The sequence below is a fragment of the Paenibacillus sp. FSL K6-2393 genome (genome assembly GCF_038002545.1).
Lineage (GTDB): Bacteria > Bacillota > Bacilli > Paenibacillales > Paenibacillaceae > Paenibacillus.
Genome location: NZ_JBBOCU010000001.1, coordinates 5,562,885 through 5,579,013, shown reverse-complemented (window position 1 = coordinate 5,579,013; position 16,129 = coordinate 5,562,885). Strand labels below are relative to the sequence as shown.

Below are 16,129 nucleotides of genomic sequence, written 5' to 3'. Positions count from 1 at the left end.
GGGGTGTCCGTCATGAAGGACACCCCTTGTAGGCATTATTCTGGGTTTACCGAATTGTGGGCAGCCTGCACCTTTTTAACGGGGCCAAATTTCAAGGATAAAAAGGATCAGCATGACTCTGGACACCAGCATGTATGGTGATTTTCGTACGGGCTGACGCGCTGCCCATATTCCCCAGGAACTCATAAGTGCAATACTCCCCCAGAACATCCATAAGGAGATGCCTTCGGGTGTAAATAGAAAGGACAGCTTGGGCAGTCCCCTGTTGCCAGCCCCAAGAAGAACAGTGGTCATATAGACGAGGACAAGGAAAAACAACTCGAAGAGCAGGGTTTGCAGCCAGAAATAATAGATGTTGAACACTCGTAGCATGATGACTGTGATCAGGATAAACAGGATACCAACGGATAAGAATGTTGCCCCAGTCCATCCAATGAGAGATGTTGTTATAACATCTGTTTCCTGATATAAGATGTACATTCCCAACGCATACATAGCGGGGCCCGCCATATAACTGGTGACAGCAATCCAAAGATAGAAGAAATACCTTTTCTTCATGGTCATATCCATCCTTTATTGTTCGTAGGATTTGAAAGCTACTTATGTCATATAAACATCATCAGGATGGGTTTGGTTGGGTTATCGATAGGAGTTTCACGCGAGAAATCGGCATTTAACCGCCATAAAGACGACCACATTCATGCGTAATTCATCCCGATTACCATCAGCGCAAGTGGGGAAAGGCGGTAAAATGGTATTATCGGATCAGCAGCAAGGAAGACACACTGACAGCTCATACGCTAAAGTACAGACCGGCCATGGGGCCGGTTTTTTAATTCGGTGATTGCATCCTTGCCCTGATCGGGTATTAAAGACTAGATATATAAGTTGAACTAACGATTTACACGAGAACGAAGAGGACAGAAATAACCTGAAGAAGTGGAGCGTGCGCCTTTATCCACGGATTTCTACCTTTATATAAGTGGATCAAGAAAATCCGGGGATAACAGCGATCGGAAGGTTGTTCTGTCATCGAAGTGGCAAGTGTAAATATTCTGTAGTTCAACTTATATAGATAACAGGAGGCTACGTGATATGAAAACAGTATTGTATGTTCCACTGGATGATCGTCCAGCGAATCTGGATGATGTGATTGTGCAAGGGAAAGCAGCCGGTATCCATATCGTTACACCGAACCTGAGTGATATTAAGAATCGTCTGGACTCGGAGAAAACCGTAGATGGCACAACGCTGCTCGGCACCTCCACGCCGGTTTATGGCAAACCGTCCAAGATTCACGACTTTATTCTGAAACATGCTGCCAAGGTCGACGGATTCATTATCTCATCCGATATGCTCGCCTATGGCGGTCTGATTGGCAGTCGTCAGCTCCGCGGAGATGGTGGAGACGTCTATCCGGAATACGATGAAGAAACCACGCGTTTGCTGGATGTGATCCGCGTGATCAAGCAGAAATATCCACGCAAACCCGTATTTGTAATGGACACCATCATGCGTTTGGCTACAACCTCGTTTGCAGATGGCTTGGCGCTCGATGCATATAATGAGTCCCGTGCGTTGATGCAGCAGCCTCGTCAGACATACACTGAGTTTGAGGATATTATTCAAGGATATAACCTGTCCCCCGATGGGGCGGAATATGGGACAACGACCTATTTTGATAAAGAACAGTATTACAACACAAGACAACATAAATTCAAAACAAATCTGTACATTCTGGATCAGCTGGCTCGCACAGGTTATATCGATTTCCTCGCGGTTGGCGTCGACGATGCCAACACGCAGGGTGTTCAGATCAATGAAATCAACTATGTAGAAGCGCGGATCAATGAATGGCTGGGTGGAACCAATGGACAAAATCCGGATCGTGCGATCATCCTGCCGGATGCAGATGGTCTGGGGCACGCTTTGGTCGCTCGCATGGCTAACCAGTTGTTCCGAGGTGGGGCGAGGACACGTTACGCAGTGAAATATTTTGGTCCTCACGGCAATACCATCATTAACACGTATGAATACATGGATGTACACGAGAATGTGGTTCGTCATGTGGATATTGTAGGTGGTGTGCTTGTAGCGGATTCGGCATATCCTGAACCTGAGGTGGTGACGGATGTGGGTGCTGGCTTGGAAAATGAACAGCTAGTGGCTGTAGCAGCCGATCAAGTTGTCCCGTTTGACATGACCTCCGAACTGGATCGTATGACGAAGGGTCACCCGGGTAATTCCGGAGAGAACACGGGCATCGACATCGAGATTATTGCCATTACCGCTCTGGATCAGGTGCAAGCTGCGTTGGAGCAATTGACGCTAAATAGTGAGCAAGGTCTGCCTTCGGTATTGATTGATTTTGTGGGTAAAGGACCAGCCAATGTTGATGTTGCTGAAGCGTTGCTAAACAGTCCGTATACCGGGCGGGTTCTGGGATACAGTGCTTGGAATACACCGGGCAACAAGATCGGTATTGCCGTAGGCATGGGACAGTCGAGGTACGCGTTAATTACAACAGAGAAGCTTGAGCATAAGTTGCGAGATGCAATGAATGCGCATGGCTCGCTGTTGTTTAAGCGTTTCCTGAAGGATTATTATTACAAAGCGGTAGCGATTGCGGACATCCGTACGTATTCCCGAGCCCATGCGCTGTATACCAACGTGGCTACCCTTTCGGATCAAAATATGTTGCTGTTCAACTCAGAGGAAGACTATGCCCATTTGCAAACATTGCTCCGTGATTTGATGCAGACTTATACCACGGCACTTGCGAATAAAACAGCCTTCCAGACAGGCAATGCGGCGATTAAACAGATCTGTAATGACGAATTGTCCTATGCGACGTATGCTAGTGCGCTGCTGGAATATGCGAATCCTGATTTCATCTGGGGCCGTGCATTTGAGATTACGTTGAATCCGCAAGTTACGCTGAACTAAACGGTTATCTCACCATGGGCTCCTCATGTTTAGGATAATCACTGGTATGACTGTACTGCTTAATCTCTCCATTGTTAAAAATGATATATTGATAATTCGCTTCGAGTTCATCCGCGAATGTTACTGAGGCACCGTAAGGTGCTTCAGAACTTTTTGAGGAGTAAGTACCTTGTACTTCGATAAGCTGTTCGGGTGAATAACCTTTCTGTTCAATCAGGTAAGTGGTTACCTGTTGTTCAGCATCATTTTTCTTGAGCGGATTACCAAGCAGTCCGAAGTAAGCCCAGCAGGATATTCCGAGTATAAATGCTAAGATGACAAGTGAAGTGATCTTGAATGTTTTACTCATAGGTATTTCTCCTTCTTTTACGTAAGCGACAATGAATTTGATAATAAAATATTAATATATTTGGATAAATTTATCAATTTATTGAACTTAACGCTCGGTTAGTTATTTTTTTAAATGATGATTGCAGAATCGTCTTTTTTCCACCCGAACGACTCCCTTAATCGCACCGAAGTCGTACGGAACACCATCCGCGCTAGGAATAAAAGGGTGTAAGATTGTATTATCGGATCAATAACAAGGGACGCACCGAAAGCACATACGCTAATGTACAGACCGGCCAGGTGGCCGGTCTTTTTGATGCGGTGAATGTAGTCCCGGTACTGGTTCGGTCGGAACACAGACTCTGAGTTAAAAGGGGGAGTCTACTGCAGCTGCTGCATTGTCGCTGCACGGTGTGGGCAGATCTCAAACTTGCAGCCAAAGGGGGCGAAATGAATGTGTCTATGAGAAATGAAATTAGCACTGCCGTGAGTATCAGTAAAATGAGTACGCTCATTAAAAAAACGCTGAAACAGAAGCTCGCGGTACTTGTACCAGAGTGGGACGGTCGTGTGCTGGATGCACCTGCGTCAGGCGAGGTGTTGGCCGGGCCTTGTGCCGTGGTTGCGTTTGCCGAAGAGGTGCCGAAGTCAGCTTGGGCGGGGTATCGACGGATCATCAAAATCTCACCATACGCTCGTCCGGAAGATGGCGGCGCTGAACAAGTGGAAGCTTGGTCAGCCCTTCTAATTGATGGGTTGCACCAGGTAAGACTGATGGATGAAGCAGATGAGGCCTTCACTTGCATCTATCTGGGTTCTTCAGATAGTGATCGGGTGGATGCCGGGTCTGGAAAGTTTACACGCAGTCTGCGGTTCGGGGTGTATGTTCCCGAAGGCTTGGGAGCTGTCCTCGCTGAAACAGGCGACGCGTGGTTAGCTGCGCTTCAAGACTGGACAAAGCAAGAGCTTGGCTCGAACTGGTCGGTATATGGGGATGCCTGGCCCGGAGGATATGAGATGCCGTCTGTGTTATGGCGAATGGCCGGATGCAGCACGTCTGTGGCGGGCACCTCAGCATTGGAGGTTCGACAACAGTGGATTGGACATGTGCTCACCGATCATTCGGTGCTAACACGCCAGACTGTTACCCGGTTGGTAGAGCAACTTGCGGTCCAAGCTCGTCTTGCCGTAACTGAAACGGGTGGGGAAGAGCACAAAAATAATACACGGTATGTGACGGTGGATGAGGTAACGGCAGATCTGCAAACCGATGCGTATCTGAACGGACAGATTCGCCTGACGTTGCAACAGCGGATTCGTCGTCCGGGTACGAATGTACCTTTGATTCGTGAGATTCACCATAGTAAAGGTATGGAGTAAACGTTAGTCGAGAGGAACCTTCTATTAGAGGTTGTTCAAAAAGCCCGCTTTTGATTACAAAGGATGCCTAACGGCATCATCAGCATCGAATATGGAATTCAGCCGAAAAAGCATATGCTTACGATGATTGTTTCCTTCGGAAACATGTAGTTGCTCACGTAGTTTTCCCTACGCTCTGCTACTCCATTTCTAACTTCATCCCATCTTCTCGGTACTGAAAACGGATCTTTTTGAACATGCACTTTTAAGAGTGGTTCCAGATTATAGCTTTGAAATGATAGATGTAGCTTCAATATTATAGCTTCATATTCATAGGATCAAAAATTAATAGATCAAGCTTAAAGATCATCGATTCACGAATTAGAAGTCCAACAAATGAGGTGAGATGGCAATGGCAAGCTCAGTGAAAAAAAGCAAACAGACAGCCCCGCGGTATACACGGGCAGAACTGATGAATCATGCAGAAGCCCTCTTTGCCGTTAAGGCAGAGGTGCTGTACGGTGCGCTGTACGAAGCGGCGCAAGAGACGTTTTCCATTGAAGAAACGCAAGAACGAATTAACCAATTTATGAAAGCGAAGGTGAAGGGATAATGGCAGGTGGAACTTGGGAGCAAACGAATCGTCCGGTCCTTCCGGGATTATATATGAATTTTCAGGCGGCAGCATCTTCGGCCATTCAAGCAGGTACGCGGGGAACGGTCGTTGTGCCAATTAAGGCCAACTGGGGACCGGTAGGAACTTTTGTTGAGGTAGGGAGCGAAGCAGCGATTGAACGTATTTATGCGGCGAATGTGCTGGACAACGGTACGGCTTATACGTCCTTGAAGCTTGCCCTGTTGGGTGGACCGAAGAAGCTGCTCGCTTATCGGGTAGCAAGTGCTGCGGCCAAAGCAGCCACGCTTACTTTGAAGGACAGCAGTGATGCCAATGTGCTGCAACTGGATTCGAAGTATCCGGGAGATCGTGCAAATGGATTCTACGTCACCATCCAGCCAGGTGTGATTGATAATACGAAACATGAAGTGCGTCTCTTCGAAGGCAACCGGATGTTGTATGCGCTCCTGACAGCGGATATTACAGCAGCTTCTCTGGCAAAAGAGATTAACGCGGATGAACAAAATGTCTGGGTAACGGCTCAGGCGATTGGCGATGGTACTGGCGTGGTTGCTACCGTTGCGGGTGCGGCATTCAAAGGCGGCGTAAGTGGCAACGATGACCTGACCAATGCGGAGTACATTGCAGTACAGGGTGCGCTGGAAGGGGAGCAATTCGACGTCTTGGCTTTGGATCAGGCGGCAGATGCACCTCTGCTTGCGAGTTTTGCGGCATGGGTGAAACGTGTGCGTAGTGAAGGTAAACCGGTGGTGGCTGTATTTGGCGGTTCCGCAGCGGACGATACCTCTGCTACAGCAGCACAAAAAGCGGCAGCACGTTCGCTTGCGCTCAACCATGAAGGTGTGATTAATGTCGGTACAGGCGTACGCCTTGGAGATGCATTCTACAGCTCGGCAGAAACGTCCGCCTATGTTGCAGGATTGATCGCCGGACAACGTCTGAACCAATCCACAACCTATGCAGCTACTCCGTTCGATGATGTGACACGTCGCTGGACGCGTGCAGAGCAGGAGCAGGCGGTACAGAATGGCGTATTTATTTTCTTCCATGATGGTCGTCAGGTGAAAGCACTTCGCGGTGTAAATACACTGGTAACTCCGGCCGCTGGACAGAATAATGCGTGGAAAAAAATCCGTTCCATTCGTGTACTGGACGCGATTAACACGGATCTGCAACGTTCCGCGGAAGATACGTATATCGGTAAAGTGAACAATACCGAAGAGGGTCGTCAGGCACTGATTAGTGCCATGAAGGCCTATTTGGCGCTGCTCGCACAGAGTAATGTTATTGAAGCTGACGGTTATGATGTCATTCTTGACCCGGCGTATTACGGTTCGGCACCAGTTCTCAAACCGGAAGCAGATCAGGTATTCCTGCAATGGAATGTGAAGCTGACGGATGTAATGGAGCAGTTGTTTGGTACATTTTACGTGCAATAAGGTTTCTAGAATAATTACTATATGTTGAACTGATGGTTTACACGATAACGGAGAGGGCAGAAAAAATCTGAAGAAGCGAAGCGCTCGCCTTTATCACCGGATTTTCCCTTTTTGAAAAGGAATCAAAAAAATCTGGGGATAACAGCGATCGGAAGATTGTTCTGACTGCGGAGTTATACCGTGTAATATTTATTAGTTCAACGAACCCAAGGAGGAAAATATATGTTGGATGCGTCAAGAGTAATTCTCGGTACCCATGGTCAGTTGCATATCGATGGTGTGTGGCAGACAAACATTAACAAGTTGGAAGCGAGTGTGGAGATTGAAAAGCGTGAGCTGAATCTGGTTGGTAACGACTGGAAAGTACACAAAAATGGCGCGAAAAAAGGAACAGGCACGATGACGGGCTACAAAGTCACTTCCGATATGATCCTGCGCGGCTTCACCAAATTCGAGATCATTTCGAAACTGAACGATCCTGAATCGTATGGACACGAGAGTGTTCTGCTGAAAGGTTGCATGGTGGACAAAATCCAGCTTGCCAACTGGACAGCGGGTGAGGAAGTACCGGAGGAAACGGGCTTTACATTTGAAGGATTTGAGTTGCTGAATCCGATTGTGGCGAACTAAGCTTTGAAATAGGCACATGATTGGACTAGTTTGCTCAAGCGTGATTGCATAGTTACTTCATATAGTATGAACACCAATGCAGGCCGAGATGATCTCGGTCTCTTTGTTGTCTCTACAGGCTTGGAATTTGGCATAGATGAACCCATTAGTGAACAAGAAGGAGATAACGCCCAATGAGTATGAATGAAAATATGTCCGAAGAACAGATTTTGGATCAGTTGTTTGAAGCTGCAGAACGTTTGCCAGAGGAGAATGTGCGCATTCAGCGTCTGGATCTGCTGTTGACCTTGCGTGGACTGACGTCTTCCAAAGTGGATCACATTCGCGAACGCTGTACGATTCGAAAAACGACCAAAGGCCGCACCGAGGAAAAGGTGGATACCGAAACATTTAACGCGCTGCTCATTTCCGAAGCAACGGTGAAATTGAAAGTCCGCAGCCTTGAATTGTCCGGCTGGGGTGACACACGCATTACCGGCCGCATGAAGTTGTCCGGTGGCGAACAGGCAGTACGTCGTATGTTGCTGGCTGGTGAATTGGATGCCGTAGGTGATAAAGTGCTGGAGCTGTCCGGCTTTGGTGTGGAGATTGAAGACCTAAAAAACTGATTCACTCCGGCGGGATGACCACGTTCCTGTATCACATGTGGGTGCGTCATCATCTCCGGCCCGGAGAGTTCTGGTCTTTGCCACGCGGGGAGCGCTCGCTGTTGATTGCGTTCTCGGAAGAAGAGATGGCAGCAATAACCTCGCAAATGAATCGATAACAATATAGGGCAGGAGGTGAAAAAATGGCAGAAATGATTGTAGGTTTATCCAAATCCAATGCGGAAATGCGGACAACCCTTCGTTATCTGGATCAGATTCAGCGTTCCACGGAACGTCTGGGTAGAGTTCGTTATCAGAGTCTGATCAAGGTGAATAATGAACTGAGAACGACTGGACGCAGGTTAGAGCATATTTATAGTATGGCTGTGCGAATCAGCAGGCTGCGAATCACACCAACGATTGGGTTGATTGATAAGCTGAGTCCGGCACTGGATCGCGCATGGGTTAAACTGAATAGATTCAGGGACCAGATGGTTACGGCTTCGGGAACAGTATCTCTTGAGGTTCGGCAGAAGATCGAAGTTGCGATGGGTAAAGGAGGAGCTTCGGGTCCGACTATGGCTGTCGTGATTCAAAACAATAAAAATATCACTAATGCTACGAAGGAAGAAGAAACAAAAGGCTTTTGGGAAAAAGTTTCTGGTGTAGCTGAAATCATTAACAATATTAACGATGCAATTGATAACATCATTGATAAAGTTGGTAAATTTATAAATTTGTTCAAAAAGAAAAAAGAAGAAAGTCCTGCACCAGATCCAACCAGAAGTCCAGCATCCAAATGCTGCTGTTGCACAGGTGGAAAGATGGGCAAAAACCGCAGGGTTCGTTCACCGAATGCGGATGGTGGTGGATCAGATCGTGGAAGACGAAATTACCGTAGCGGTAGAAGGTCTAGTAATCGTTCGAACCGGGGCCCATCACCAGTACCCAATCCTGTACCTGATACTCCAACTCCTCCGGCCAATCGCAACCGTAACAGGGGAGGCGGTAGAAGAATACGAGGAAGCGGTAGATTAGGATTTGCGGATGGTGGATTGGGATCTTTAACCGACATGCTGGCTGGTAATGGATTGATTGATAATTTAAGTAGTGGCTTTGCCAAAGGGGCAAAAAGGTTGCTTGGACCCATCAGCATGCTTGCTGATGTGGCGAATGTAGCGACAGCACCCCCGGAAGAGCGCGGCCGAGCGGTGGGTTCCATGATTGGCGGCACAGCAGGTACTGCGATTGGTAGCGCCATCGGTAGCGTTCTTTTGCCTGGCATCGGAACATGGGTTGGTGGTGCAGTAGGTGGTTGGGCCGGAAGTGCAGCAGGCGGCTGGATTGGAGACAAAGCGAAGGATATTGGAAACTTTATGTCTAGTGCTACCGAGGGTGTAGGGGATGCTTTGTCGGGTGCAGCCGATTATGTCTCTGAGAAAACAAAAAAAATCACCGATGGCATATCCGGCTTCTTTGGATTTGGTTCTAAAAAAGAAGAAAAGATGGTCTCGGCAGCAACGGTGGCTGCACCTTCTCCAGTTGCAACAGGCACGCAGATGGCACCTGCCTATATGCCACCGGCACTGACCATGACAGGCCCAACGGCTTATATGAACAGCAAAGTCGGTCAGCCTACATCTGCTGGATTCATGGGAACAAGCATGATGCAGAGCCAAGCGATGGCGCTTGGTAACGGTGCGCAGACGAATGGGAAATCGTCCACGATGACGGTACAGATATCTGAAGACCAGATGAGCAGTCTGTCCGGATACTTGAAGGATTTCAAAACCGAAACTACCAATCAGATTGCAGTGAATATCGCGCCAGGTACAGTACAGGTGACGGTGCGTGAGAACGCCATTGATTATGACGCAGTTTCTCACCAGGTGGGGCAACGGATCTCTAACGAGTTCCGCCGTGCGATGCAAAACCGCAAAACAATTATGGCCTAAGCAGAAAGGAGGCCACAGATATGTCAGTACTTGAAGATAAAGTTGGTCCTAACAAAATGTCATTTACGTTGAAGGACGGCAACACTCCATTTCAATTCCCAGTGAACCCTGAAGAAGTTAATATTTCCAGGTCTAAGGGATATGAAACGGTCAATATGTTGGAGCATGGCGAGTTTGATTTTGCACAAGGGGAGAAGGTGAAGGAGATCACCTTCTCTTCTTTTTTTCCCAAAAGATTTGATCCGTCCTATTGCATGGATGAAAAATCTTTTCTAGATCCACGTGTGGCGATGAATGTGCTGAACACCTTTCTGATCTCCAAAAAGCCGCTGCGCCTCATCATTTCAGAGACGGGCGTGAACGTGCCTGTTTTTATTGTTTCGCTTAATTCGAGCTTTCGTGGGGGGGAGACAGGGGATATTTATTTCGACCTGACCCTACGCACATGGCGGGATTCCAAGGTGGAAAAGGTGGGCTCTGCGGCATCCGGGAGCAAGTCAGGTTCTCGTACCGATTTGAAAAAAACTAGCAAGACCTACACTGTCAAATCTGGTGACTCCCTGTCCAAAATAGCAAAGCTGGAGCTGGGCAGCAGTTCCAAATGGAACGAGATCTACAAGCTTAACGCAAAGATCATCGGGAGTGATCCGAACCGGATCAAGCCCGGACAAAAGCTGGTGATGCCATGACCTACAAGGTCATTGTCGACGACAAATATGACATCACCAAGCTGGTGGAGACGATTACACTGAAGGACTCGCTCGACCAGATTGCTTATCAGGCCAACATCCGACTGGCGGTGTCTGCATCTTCCGGTCTGCCTTCGATCTCACCGGGCATGGCAGTGCGGATTAGCGGGGTTCCTTTTGGCGAAAAATCCATGGTTCACTTGCTGCATCCTGCGGTCATCTGGGAGGTGGAGAGTTCAAATAGCGGCACCAAGCGGCTGTCTCTCACGGTGTACGACCGAATGATTTATCTGGAAAAATCAGAGGACGAGTTCCTGTTGCCGAAGGATCAGACCGCTACGCAACGACTCAAAACCTACGCCAAAGAGTGGAAGATTCCATATGCTACGCTGCCGGAAACCAAGACAAAGCTGGGAAAAGCCGTGTATCGCTCACAGACGATCTTTTCGATGATGTTTGCTGATCTGAAAGAAACGGCGAAGTCCGGCGGGGACATGTACCATCCACGGATGACACCTGGTGGGCTGCAGCTCTTCAAGGTCGGAAGTAATGCAAAGGTGTATGAACTTGATCGACTAATTGATCTGACCCAGATGCGTACGCTCGAAGGGGCGGTTACCAAAGTTAAAGTGATGGCAGCGTCGGAGTCACCGAGTGGCAAAGAAGTTCCTTCCAAAGTGCTTGCAATTGAGCAGAATGGTGTGGAAGAACTGGGCACATTGCAAAAGCTGGTAGAGGACGATCAGGTGAAATCGACAACCGCGGCGAAAAAACTGGCGAAAAGTCATCTGACGGGTATTCAGGAGACCTTTACGATATCGGCACCGGATATCAATACGATTCGCGCCGGGGACGCAGTGTTGTTGAAAGGACTGAAGCTAATCGTCATGTCGGTCAGCCGTGATCTGTCCGCTGGGCCTGGAACGATGACGTTGGAACTGGGTACAGCTGAGATGGTGAAAAGGAGGTATTACCTTGAATAAAGATGATCCGTATGGGCATTTTGCCGACGTCATGCGGGGCGCGATGAGTACACATTCTCGTCAGGCCGTGAGCGGGCTGGGCGCGGTACTGGGTACGATGACCTCATCCGGCGTGAAGTTGGATGATTTCAAGCACGAAGTGCAAGATTATCTCGTGGCCGAGCTGCCGGGCACGCTTGGACTGCCGGAGCGCGAGGCTGCTGGCGCGATTTCCGGTATCTCTGACGTGGCAAACGGCGGAACGACGGGCACGGGACGGTTTCTTTTGCAAGAAGAGGAAGTGGAAGAAGCGGTGTGGTCTCTTGGTAAAGGATTAAAAGCGGGAGATCGCGTACTGGCGATGCGGGTGAATGGCGGCAACGACATTGTGGTGTTGTGTAAGGTGGTGAGTGCGCATGCCTAGTTTGTTCCCGGAAACGGGGGTGGTATGGGGAGATGAGGAGGATCTGTCGGGGGCGGCTTCGGAAGAGGTACGCTTTGGACGGAGCTGGCGATTTGATTACGATGCAGGAGATTTTGTACTGACCCCAAGTGGCAAAGTAGCTTCCGCTGGTGGGCATGAAGCCTGGGTGCAGTGGTGCATTAAGGCCGTGAAGACGCCGCGGTACAGACATGTGATTTACTCCCGAAACTATGGTTCGGAGCTGGAGGATCTGGTGGGGCAGGGTGACAGTCGGGGTGTGATGGAAAGTGAGATTACCCGGATGGTAACGGAGACGTTGCTGACTGATCCACGCACGGATTCGGTAGACCAGTTCACGTTTGATTGGAATCGGGAGCAGTGCATGTTCTCGTGCCGGGTGGCGAGTGTACAGGAAGAGATGTTTATTCTGGAAAGTGAGGTGATCTGACGGGATGGCTGAAATTCCGCGTTATTTGGAGGACCAGACGGAGGAACAGATTATGCAGCGCATGCTGGATCGTCTGCCCGCGGATCTGGATAAGTCGGAAGGATCGTTTCTGTGGGATGCGGAGGCTCCGGTTGCGTTTATGCTGTCTGAAGCGGCTTTGTGGGCGCAGGAATTATTGCGGCGCGGCTTTGCGAGTACGGCTGCGAGCAGTGATCCGAATTTTCGTTCGGAAGAGCTGGATCTGCGGGCAGGAGAGCACGGCATCACGCGGCGGGCTGCGGTGGCGGCGCAGGGTGCTGTGAGATTCATGGGTACGCCGGGGAAAGTGGTGCCTGCTGGAACGGTCGTGGCTACGCTCGCGGATGAAGTATCTGCTGAAGCTTCGCTCGAATATGAGACGGTAGGACGTGTGGAACTGGATGCTGAGGGCTCCGGGGTGGTAGGTGTGCGAGCGCTTGTTGCCGGAAAAGAGAGCAATGTGCCTGCGGGCACGGTAACTGTGTTGTCTACACCTGTAGGTGGCGTGACCTCTGTCACGAACGTTAATGTGATTAAAGGCGGTGCGGATGTTGAGGCCGATACGGCGCTGTTGGAACGCTTTTATGCCAAAGTGCGCAACCAAGGAACCAGTGGCAACAAAGCACAATATGTACAGTGGGCCAGTGAAGTGCCAGGTGTTGGTGCAACGCGTGTTATTCCGTTATGGCAGGGGCCGGGCACGGTGGGATTGTATCTGTTAGACACAGACAAACGTGCTGCGGGTACCGATCTGGTGGCAGCGGTGCAGAAGTACGTTGACCCAACGCAAGATGGACAGGGTGAAGGCGTGGCACCGGCGGGGCCAGTGGTGTCCGTGATGCCAGCTGAGGAAGTACCGATGAACATTCGGGTGAAGCTGACGTTGGCAAGTGATGCGACGTTGGCCGATGTACGAGCATTGATCGAACGCGGGGTGACCGCGTATCTGAAACAGTTGGCTTTTGCTGATCCACTCGTTCGTTACACTCGCATTGCCGCGATCCTGCTGGACATTCCGCCTATTATCGACTATTCGGAGCTTACCGTGAACGGTGTGAGCGACCAGAATATCGAGATGACCGCGAGTCAGGTGGCCGTGCTGGGGGCGGTGGATGTGAATGAGTAGTGTTGGGCAGACGGTTGATCAGGATGTAATTGGGGAGTGCGGAGACTTAAGAAGATCGGGAGAAGTAAGCGGATCCGGATTGGAACTGGTGAGCGAGACACTCCATATTGATTTGCAAGGAAGGGAGGGGACAGGGCATGAGTGCTCCTTCTACTGTAGATGTTGGACTGACGAGTGAGAAAGGGCGGGAGTTGTTCTCGTATTTGCCAAGGTATTACGAGACTTCGCGTGTCATGCAAGCCGATATGCAGGCTAAAGGCACCGAGATGGATCTGCTGTATCAGGCGCTGGATGAGACATTGGAGCAGTTTTTTGTCCGTACAGCGACGTGGGGGCTGGACTTCTGGGAGCAGGAGCTAGGTATTGAGACTGATCGTCTCAAACCTGTGGAACAAAGGCGTGCGGTGGTGGAGTCGAAGCTGCGTGGTGCCGGGAAATTTTCGGGAAGACTGGTTGCGAATGTGGCTGAGGCGTATGCAGGGGGCAAAGTGGATGTAACTTTTCAGCCGGAAGCATGGAGTTTTACGGTGAGCTTTGTGGATACGATGGGCATCCCGCCCAATATCGATGATCTCAAACGTGCAATTGAAGAATTGAAACCGGCCCATATGACCGTGGAATATAAATATCGTTATCTGGTCTGGGATGATCTGGACGACAAACAGATGACATGGGACGAACTCGACGCCGCGTCCTTGACGTGGAATGAACTGGAGGTGTGGGCGTAATGCCAAAAGAAACAGATCGACTAAAATTACCTCTCCCCTTGGGGAATGAGAATGTGACTCGGGAGAGTATTAACGGGATTTTTGAAAAGATTGACGCAGGCGTTGCAACACGTGAATCCATCCTTATACCTGCGGAATCTGATCTTAATAGCTATATTACAGAAGGGGAATATTATTGCCCAACGAATGCCACAGTAGGAACTTTAGCTAATTCTCCAGTAGGAGTAGCCTTTCATTTGACGATAGAAAAACATGCTGGTGTGGTCCAAACTTTAACAACCTTTGAACCGAGTAACCTACAAGTTTTTCAAAGGAACTACTATGTCGGATGGGGTCCGTGGAATAAAGTACCTACAAGGGATGATATTGAAGAGGTAAAAGTATACACCGATCAAAAACTCGGAGAAATCGTTATTAATGATGCATCCTTAACAGATAAGGGTATCGTCCAACTGTCCAACGCAGTTGATGGCAGCCGTGAAGAGCTGGCTGCTACAGAGAAGGCAGTTAGGGATGCGAGGGTTGCGGCTGAGACGAATGCGAAGAATGCTAGTCTACCGCGCACAGGAGGGGATATTTCAGGACCTCTTACTGTTAGTTCATGGGGGACTATCTCTTCAGGAACTGCAGGCTTTTTCCTAATGGGCCATAACTGCTATATTCACCCTACGAGCAATAAATATTATTTCAAACAAACGCATTCTAATATGGGAGCTAGAGGTATTATTTTTAGATTGGGACAAGCGGGGGTGCATACGTTTGATACAGGTCCGATCTCTACTGTGAAAGATACTGAGTTTACACCTACTTTGATTCGAATGCCTACACAAACGGATTACGATACGCTTTTTCAATCTGTCAGTAGCGGGAAAAGTTTAATCGCCGCCGCCATTACTGGCAAGGGAGTAGCAGCGTCAGGCAGCGATACTTTCGTTCAAATTGCAGAAAAAATAAAGGGGATCGAGATAGGTAAAAAGTATGCGAGTGGCTCTGCAAATTTCTCTTTAACATATAGTGGTCAGATGACAATAAATAATCTCTCTTTTAAGCCTAGTATAGTGATCTTAAGAATATCACTTACTACATCTGAGTATTCAGATGGTTCAGGTTCAGGATTTGGGACAGGAAATATGGCGATGTTCGCTAATGGAAGTACTATTAGTTATTCTGATTTAGGCATATCAATTAATGTCACTAATCAACTTTTCAACGGAGGTTTCAGTCTTAGTCCAAATATTTTAAGGAGAGGAAGTTATTACAACGGTGGAGTAACAGTCCATGAATGGATAGCAATAAGTTAAACTGTTATGGAGGTGAATCATGACCACAAACCAACTGACTACAGCCATCGCAAACACGCTTACACAACATTTCCCTAACATCCAGATCCATCCTACTAATAGCATCACCAGCCCCGTCCCGGACACTATAGGCATGACCTACCGCTTACTATCCGCGCAACTTACCCGGGAACGCAGCGATCGCTTCGTGCAATCTCACGCTTTTGAAATCCGTTGGCTCGAAACAGATAACATCCCCGTAACCCTACCGGACGAGTTGTTCGAAGCATTGGAAACCATCGACGTGGAGGGTACCCCCTATCGCGCAACGGAAATGCGTTGGGAGACGGATAATGATACTCCGCGTATGCTGGTGTACTATACCATGCGAACCACCAAAGTGTCGGAGTCCGCCGCTATCATGCAACAACTGGAACAGCGACCTACCGCACTTAAAGCTACAAGAGAATAACGATATGAGTTCAATGTAACGATAGTTATCCTGTCCTTGGAGTGGTCAGTATAGCTTTTTTTTATTGAACTTAACTAACCGAATGAGGGGATCAGTATG

18 protein-coding genes are annotated in these 16,129 nt (G+C 48.8%); 16 read left to right on the top strand and 2 right to left on the bottom strand.

Annotated features, from left to right (window positions below):
* Positions 1 to 75: 75 nt before the first annotated feature.
* Complete coding sequence (locus tag MHI14_RS24875) at positions 76 to 558, bottom strand: hypothetical protein (RefSeq protein ID WP_341131462.1); 483 nt, start codon at positions 556 to 558, stop codon at positions 76 to 78.
* A 537-nt stretch (positions 559 to 1,095) separates the two neighbouring features.
* On the opposite strand from MHI14_RS24875, the gene MHI14_RS24870 reads away from it, so the two are divergent.
* Positions 1,096 to 2,946, top strand: coding sequence for a DUF4127 family protein (locus MHI14_RS24870; protein WP_341131461.1), 1,851 nt, complete (start codon positions 1,096 to 1,098; stop codon positions 2,944 to 2,946).
* A 4-nt stretch (positions 2,947 to 2,950) separates the two neighbouring features.
* Here MHI14_RS24870 and MHI14_RS24865 read toward each other — a convergent pair whose 3' ends face one another.
* Entirely contained in the window at positions 2,951 to 3,295 is a 345-nt protein-coding gene (locus MHI14_RS24865; RefSeq protein WP_341131460.1) for a YfjL-like protein, read from the bottom strand.
* A gap of 437 nt (positions 3,296 to 3,732) precedes the next feature.
* Between MHI14_RS24865 and MHI14_RS24860 the strand changes: the two genes are divergently transcribed.
* The 15 genes from MHI14_RS24860 (at position 3,733) to MHI14_RS24790 (ending at position 16,030) form a co-directional block, all read left to right on the top strand.
* The gene (locus MHI14_RS24860) at positions 3,733 to 4,656 is read left to right on the top strand and encodes a hypothetical protein (RefSeq protein WP_341131459.1); all 924 of its coding nucleotides are present in this window, start codon (positions 3,733 to 3,735) and stop codon (positions 4,654 to 4,656) included.
* A 391-nt stretch (positions 4,657 to 5,047) separates the two neighbouring features.
* A complete protein-coding gene (locus MHI14_RS24855; RefSeq protein ID WP_017690177.1) occupies positions 5,048 to 5,248 on the top strand; it encodes a hypothetical protein in 201 nt (66 codons plus the stop codon).
* Positions 5,248 to 6,711 carry a phage tail sheath subtilisin-like domain-containing protein gene (locus MHI14_RS24850; RefSeq protein WP_341131458.1) on the top strand — a complete coding sequence of 488 codons (1,464 nt, stop codon included), beginning with the start codon at positions 5,248 to 5,250 and terminating at the stop codon, positions 6,709 to 6,711. The genes MHI14_RS24855 and MHI14_RS24850 overlap by 1 nt, the downstream gene beginning before the upstream one ends.
* 222 nt (positions 6,712 to 6,933) lie before the next feature.
* On the top strand, positions 6,934 to 7,341 hold the full coding sequence (locus tag MHI14_RS24845) for a phage tail tube protein (RefSeq protein WP_105600731.1): 408 nt from the start codon (positions 6,934 to 6,936) through the stop codon (positions 7,339 to 7,341).
* A 173-nt stretch (positions 7,342 to 7,514) separates the two neighbouring features.
* Entirely contained in the window at positions 7,515 to 7,949 is a 435-nt protein-coding gene (locus MHI14_RS24840) for a phage tail assembly chaperone (RefSeq protein WP_017690174.1), read from the top strand.
* Positions 7,950 to 7,963: 14 nt separating this feature from the next.
* Positions 7,964 to 8,107: a hypothetical protein gene (locus tag MHI14_RS24835; protein ID WP_162842432.1), complete on the top strand. Its 144-nt coding sequence runs from the start codon at positions 7,964 to 7,966 to the stop codon at positions 8,105 to 8,107.
* Positions 8,108 to 8,131: 24 nt separating this feature from the next.
* On the top strand, positions 8,132 to 9,883 hold the full coding sequence (locus MHI14_RS24830) for a hypothetical protein (RefSeq protein ID WP_133386694.1): 1,752 nt from the start codon (positions 8,132 to 8,134) through the stop codon (positions 9,881 to 9,883).
* Positions 9,884 to 9,939: 56 nt separating this feature from the next.
* Positions 9,940 to 10,572, top strand: a complete 633-nt coding sequence (locus tag MHI14_RS24825) for a LysM peptidoglycan-binding domain-containing protein (protein ID WP_091035116.1) — start codon at positions 9,940 to 9,942, stop codon at positions 10,570 to 10,572.
* Positions 10,569 to 11,555, top strand: coding sequence for an XkdQ/YqbQ family protein (locus tag MHI14_RS24820; RefSeq protein WP_133386695.1), 987 nt, complete (start codon positions 10,569 to 10,571; stop codon positions 11,553 to 11,555). The genes MHI14_RS24825 and MHI14_RS24820 overlap by 4 nt, the downstream gene beginning before the upstream one ends.
* Positions 11,548 to 11,958, top strand: coding sequence for a hypothetical protein (locus MHI14_RS24815; RefSeq protein WP_076331924.1), 411 nt, complete (start codon positions 11,548 to 11,550; stop codon positions 11,956 to 11,958). Before MHI14_RS24820 ends, MHI14_RS24815 begins: the two co-directional genes overlap by 8 nt.
* The gene (locus tag MHI14_RS24810) at positions 11,951 to 12,406 is read left to right on the top strand and encodes a DUF2634 domain-containing protein (RefSeq protein ID WP_133386696.1); all 456 of its coding nucleotides are present in this window, start codon (positions 11,951 to 11,953) and stop codon (positions 12,404 to 12,406) included. The genes MHI14_RS24815 and MHI14_RS24810 overlap by 8 nt, the downstream gene beginning before the upstream one ends.
* A 4-nt stretch (positions 12,407 to 12,410) precedes the next feature.
* On the top strand, positions 12,411 to 13,550 hold the full coding sequence (locus MHI14_RS24805) for a baseplate J/gp47 family protein (protein ID WP_341131457.1): 1,140 nt from the start codon (positions 12,411 to 12,413) through the stop codon (positions 13,548 to 13,550).
* Positions 13,551 to 13,687: 137 nt separating this feature from the next.
* A complete protein-coding gene (locus tag MHI14_RS24800; RefSeq protein ID WP_133386698.1) occupies positions 13,688 to 14,278 on the top strand; it encodes a YmfQ family protein in 591 nt (196 codons plus the stop codon).
* Positions 14,278 to 15,579: a tail fiber protein gene (locus tag MHI14_RS24795; protein ID WP_341131456.1), complete on the top strand. Its 1,302-nt coding sequence runs from the start codon at positions 14,278 to 14,280 to the stop codon at positions 15,577 to 15,579. The genes MHI14_RS24800 and MHI14_RS24795 overlap by 1 nt, the downstream gene beginning before the upstream one ends.
* A 19-nt stretch (positions 15,580 to 15,598) precedes the next feature.
* A complete protein-coding gene (locus tag MHI14_RS24790) occupies positions 15,599 to 16,030 on the top strand; it encodes a phage tail terminator family protein (RefSeq protein ID WP_341131455.1) in 432 nt (143 codons plus the stop codon).
* Positions 16,031 to 16,129: the final 99 nt, after the last annotated feature.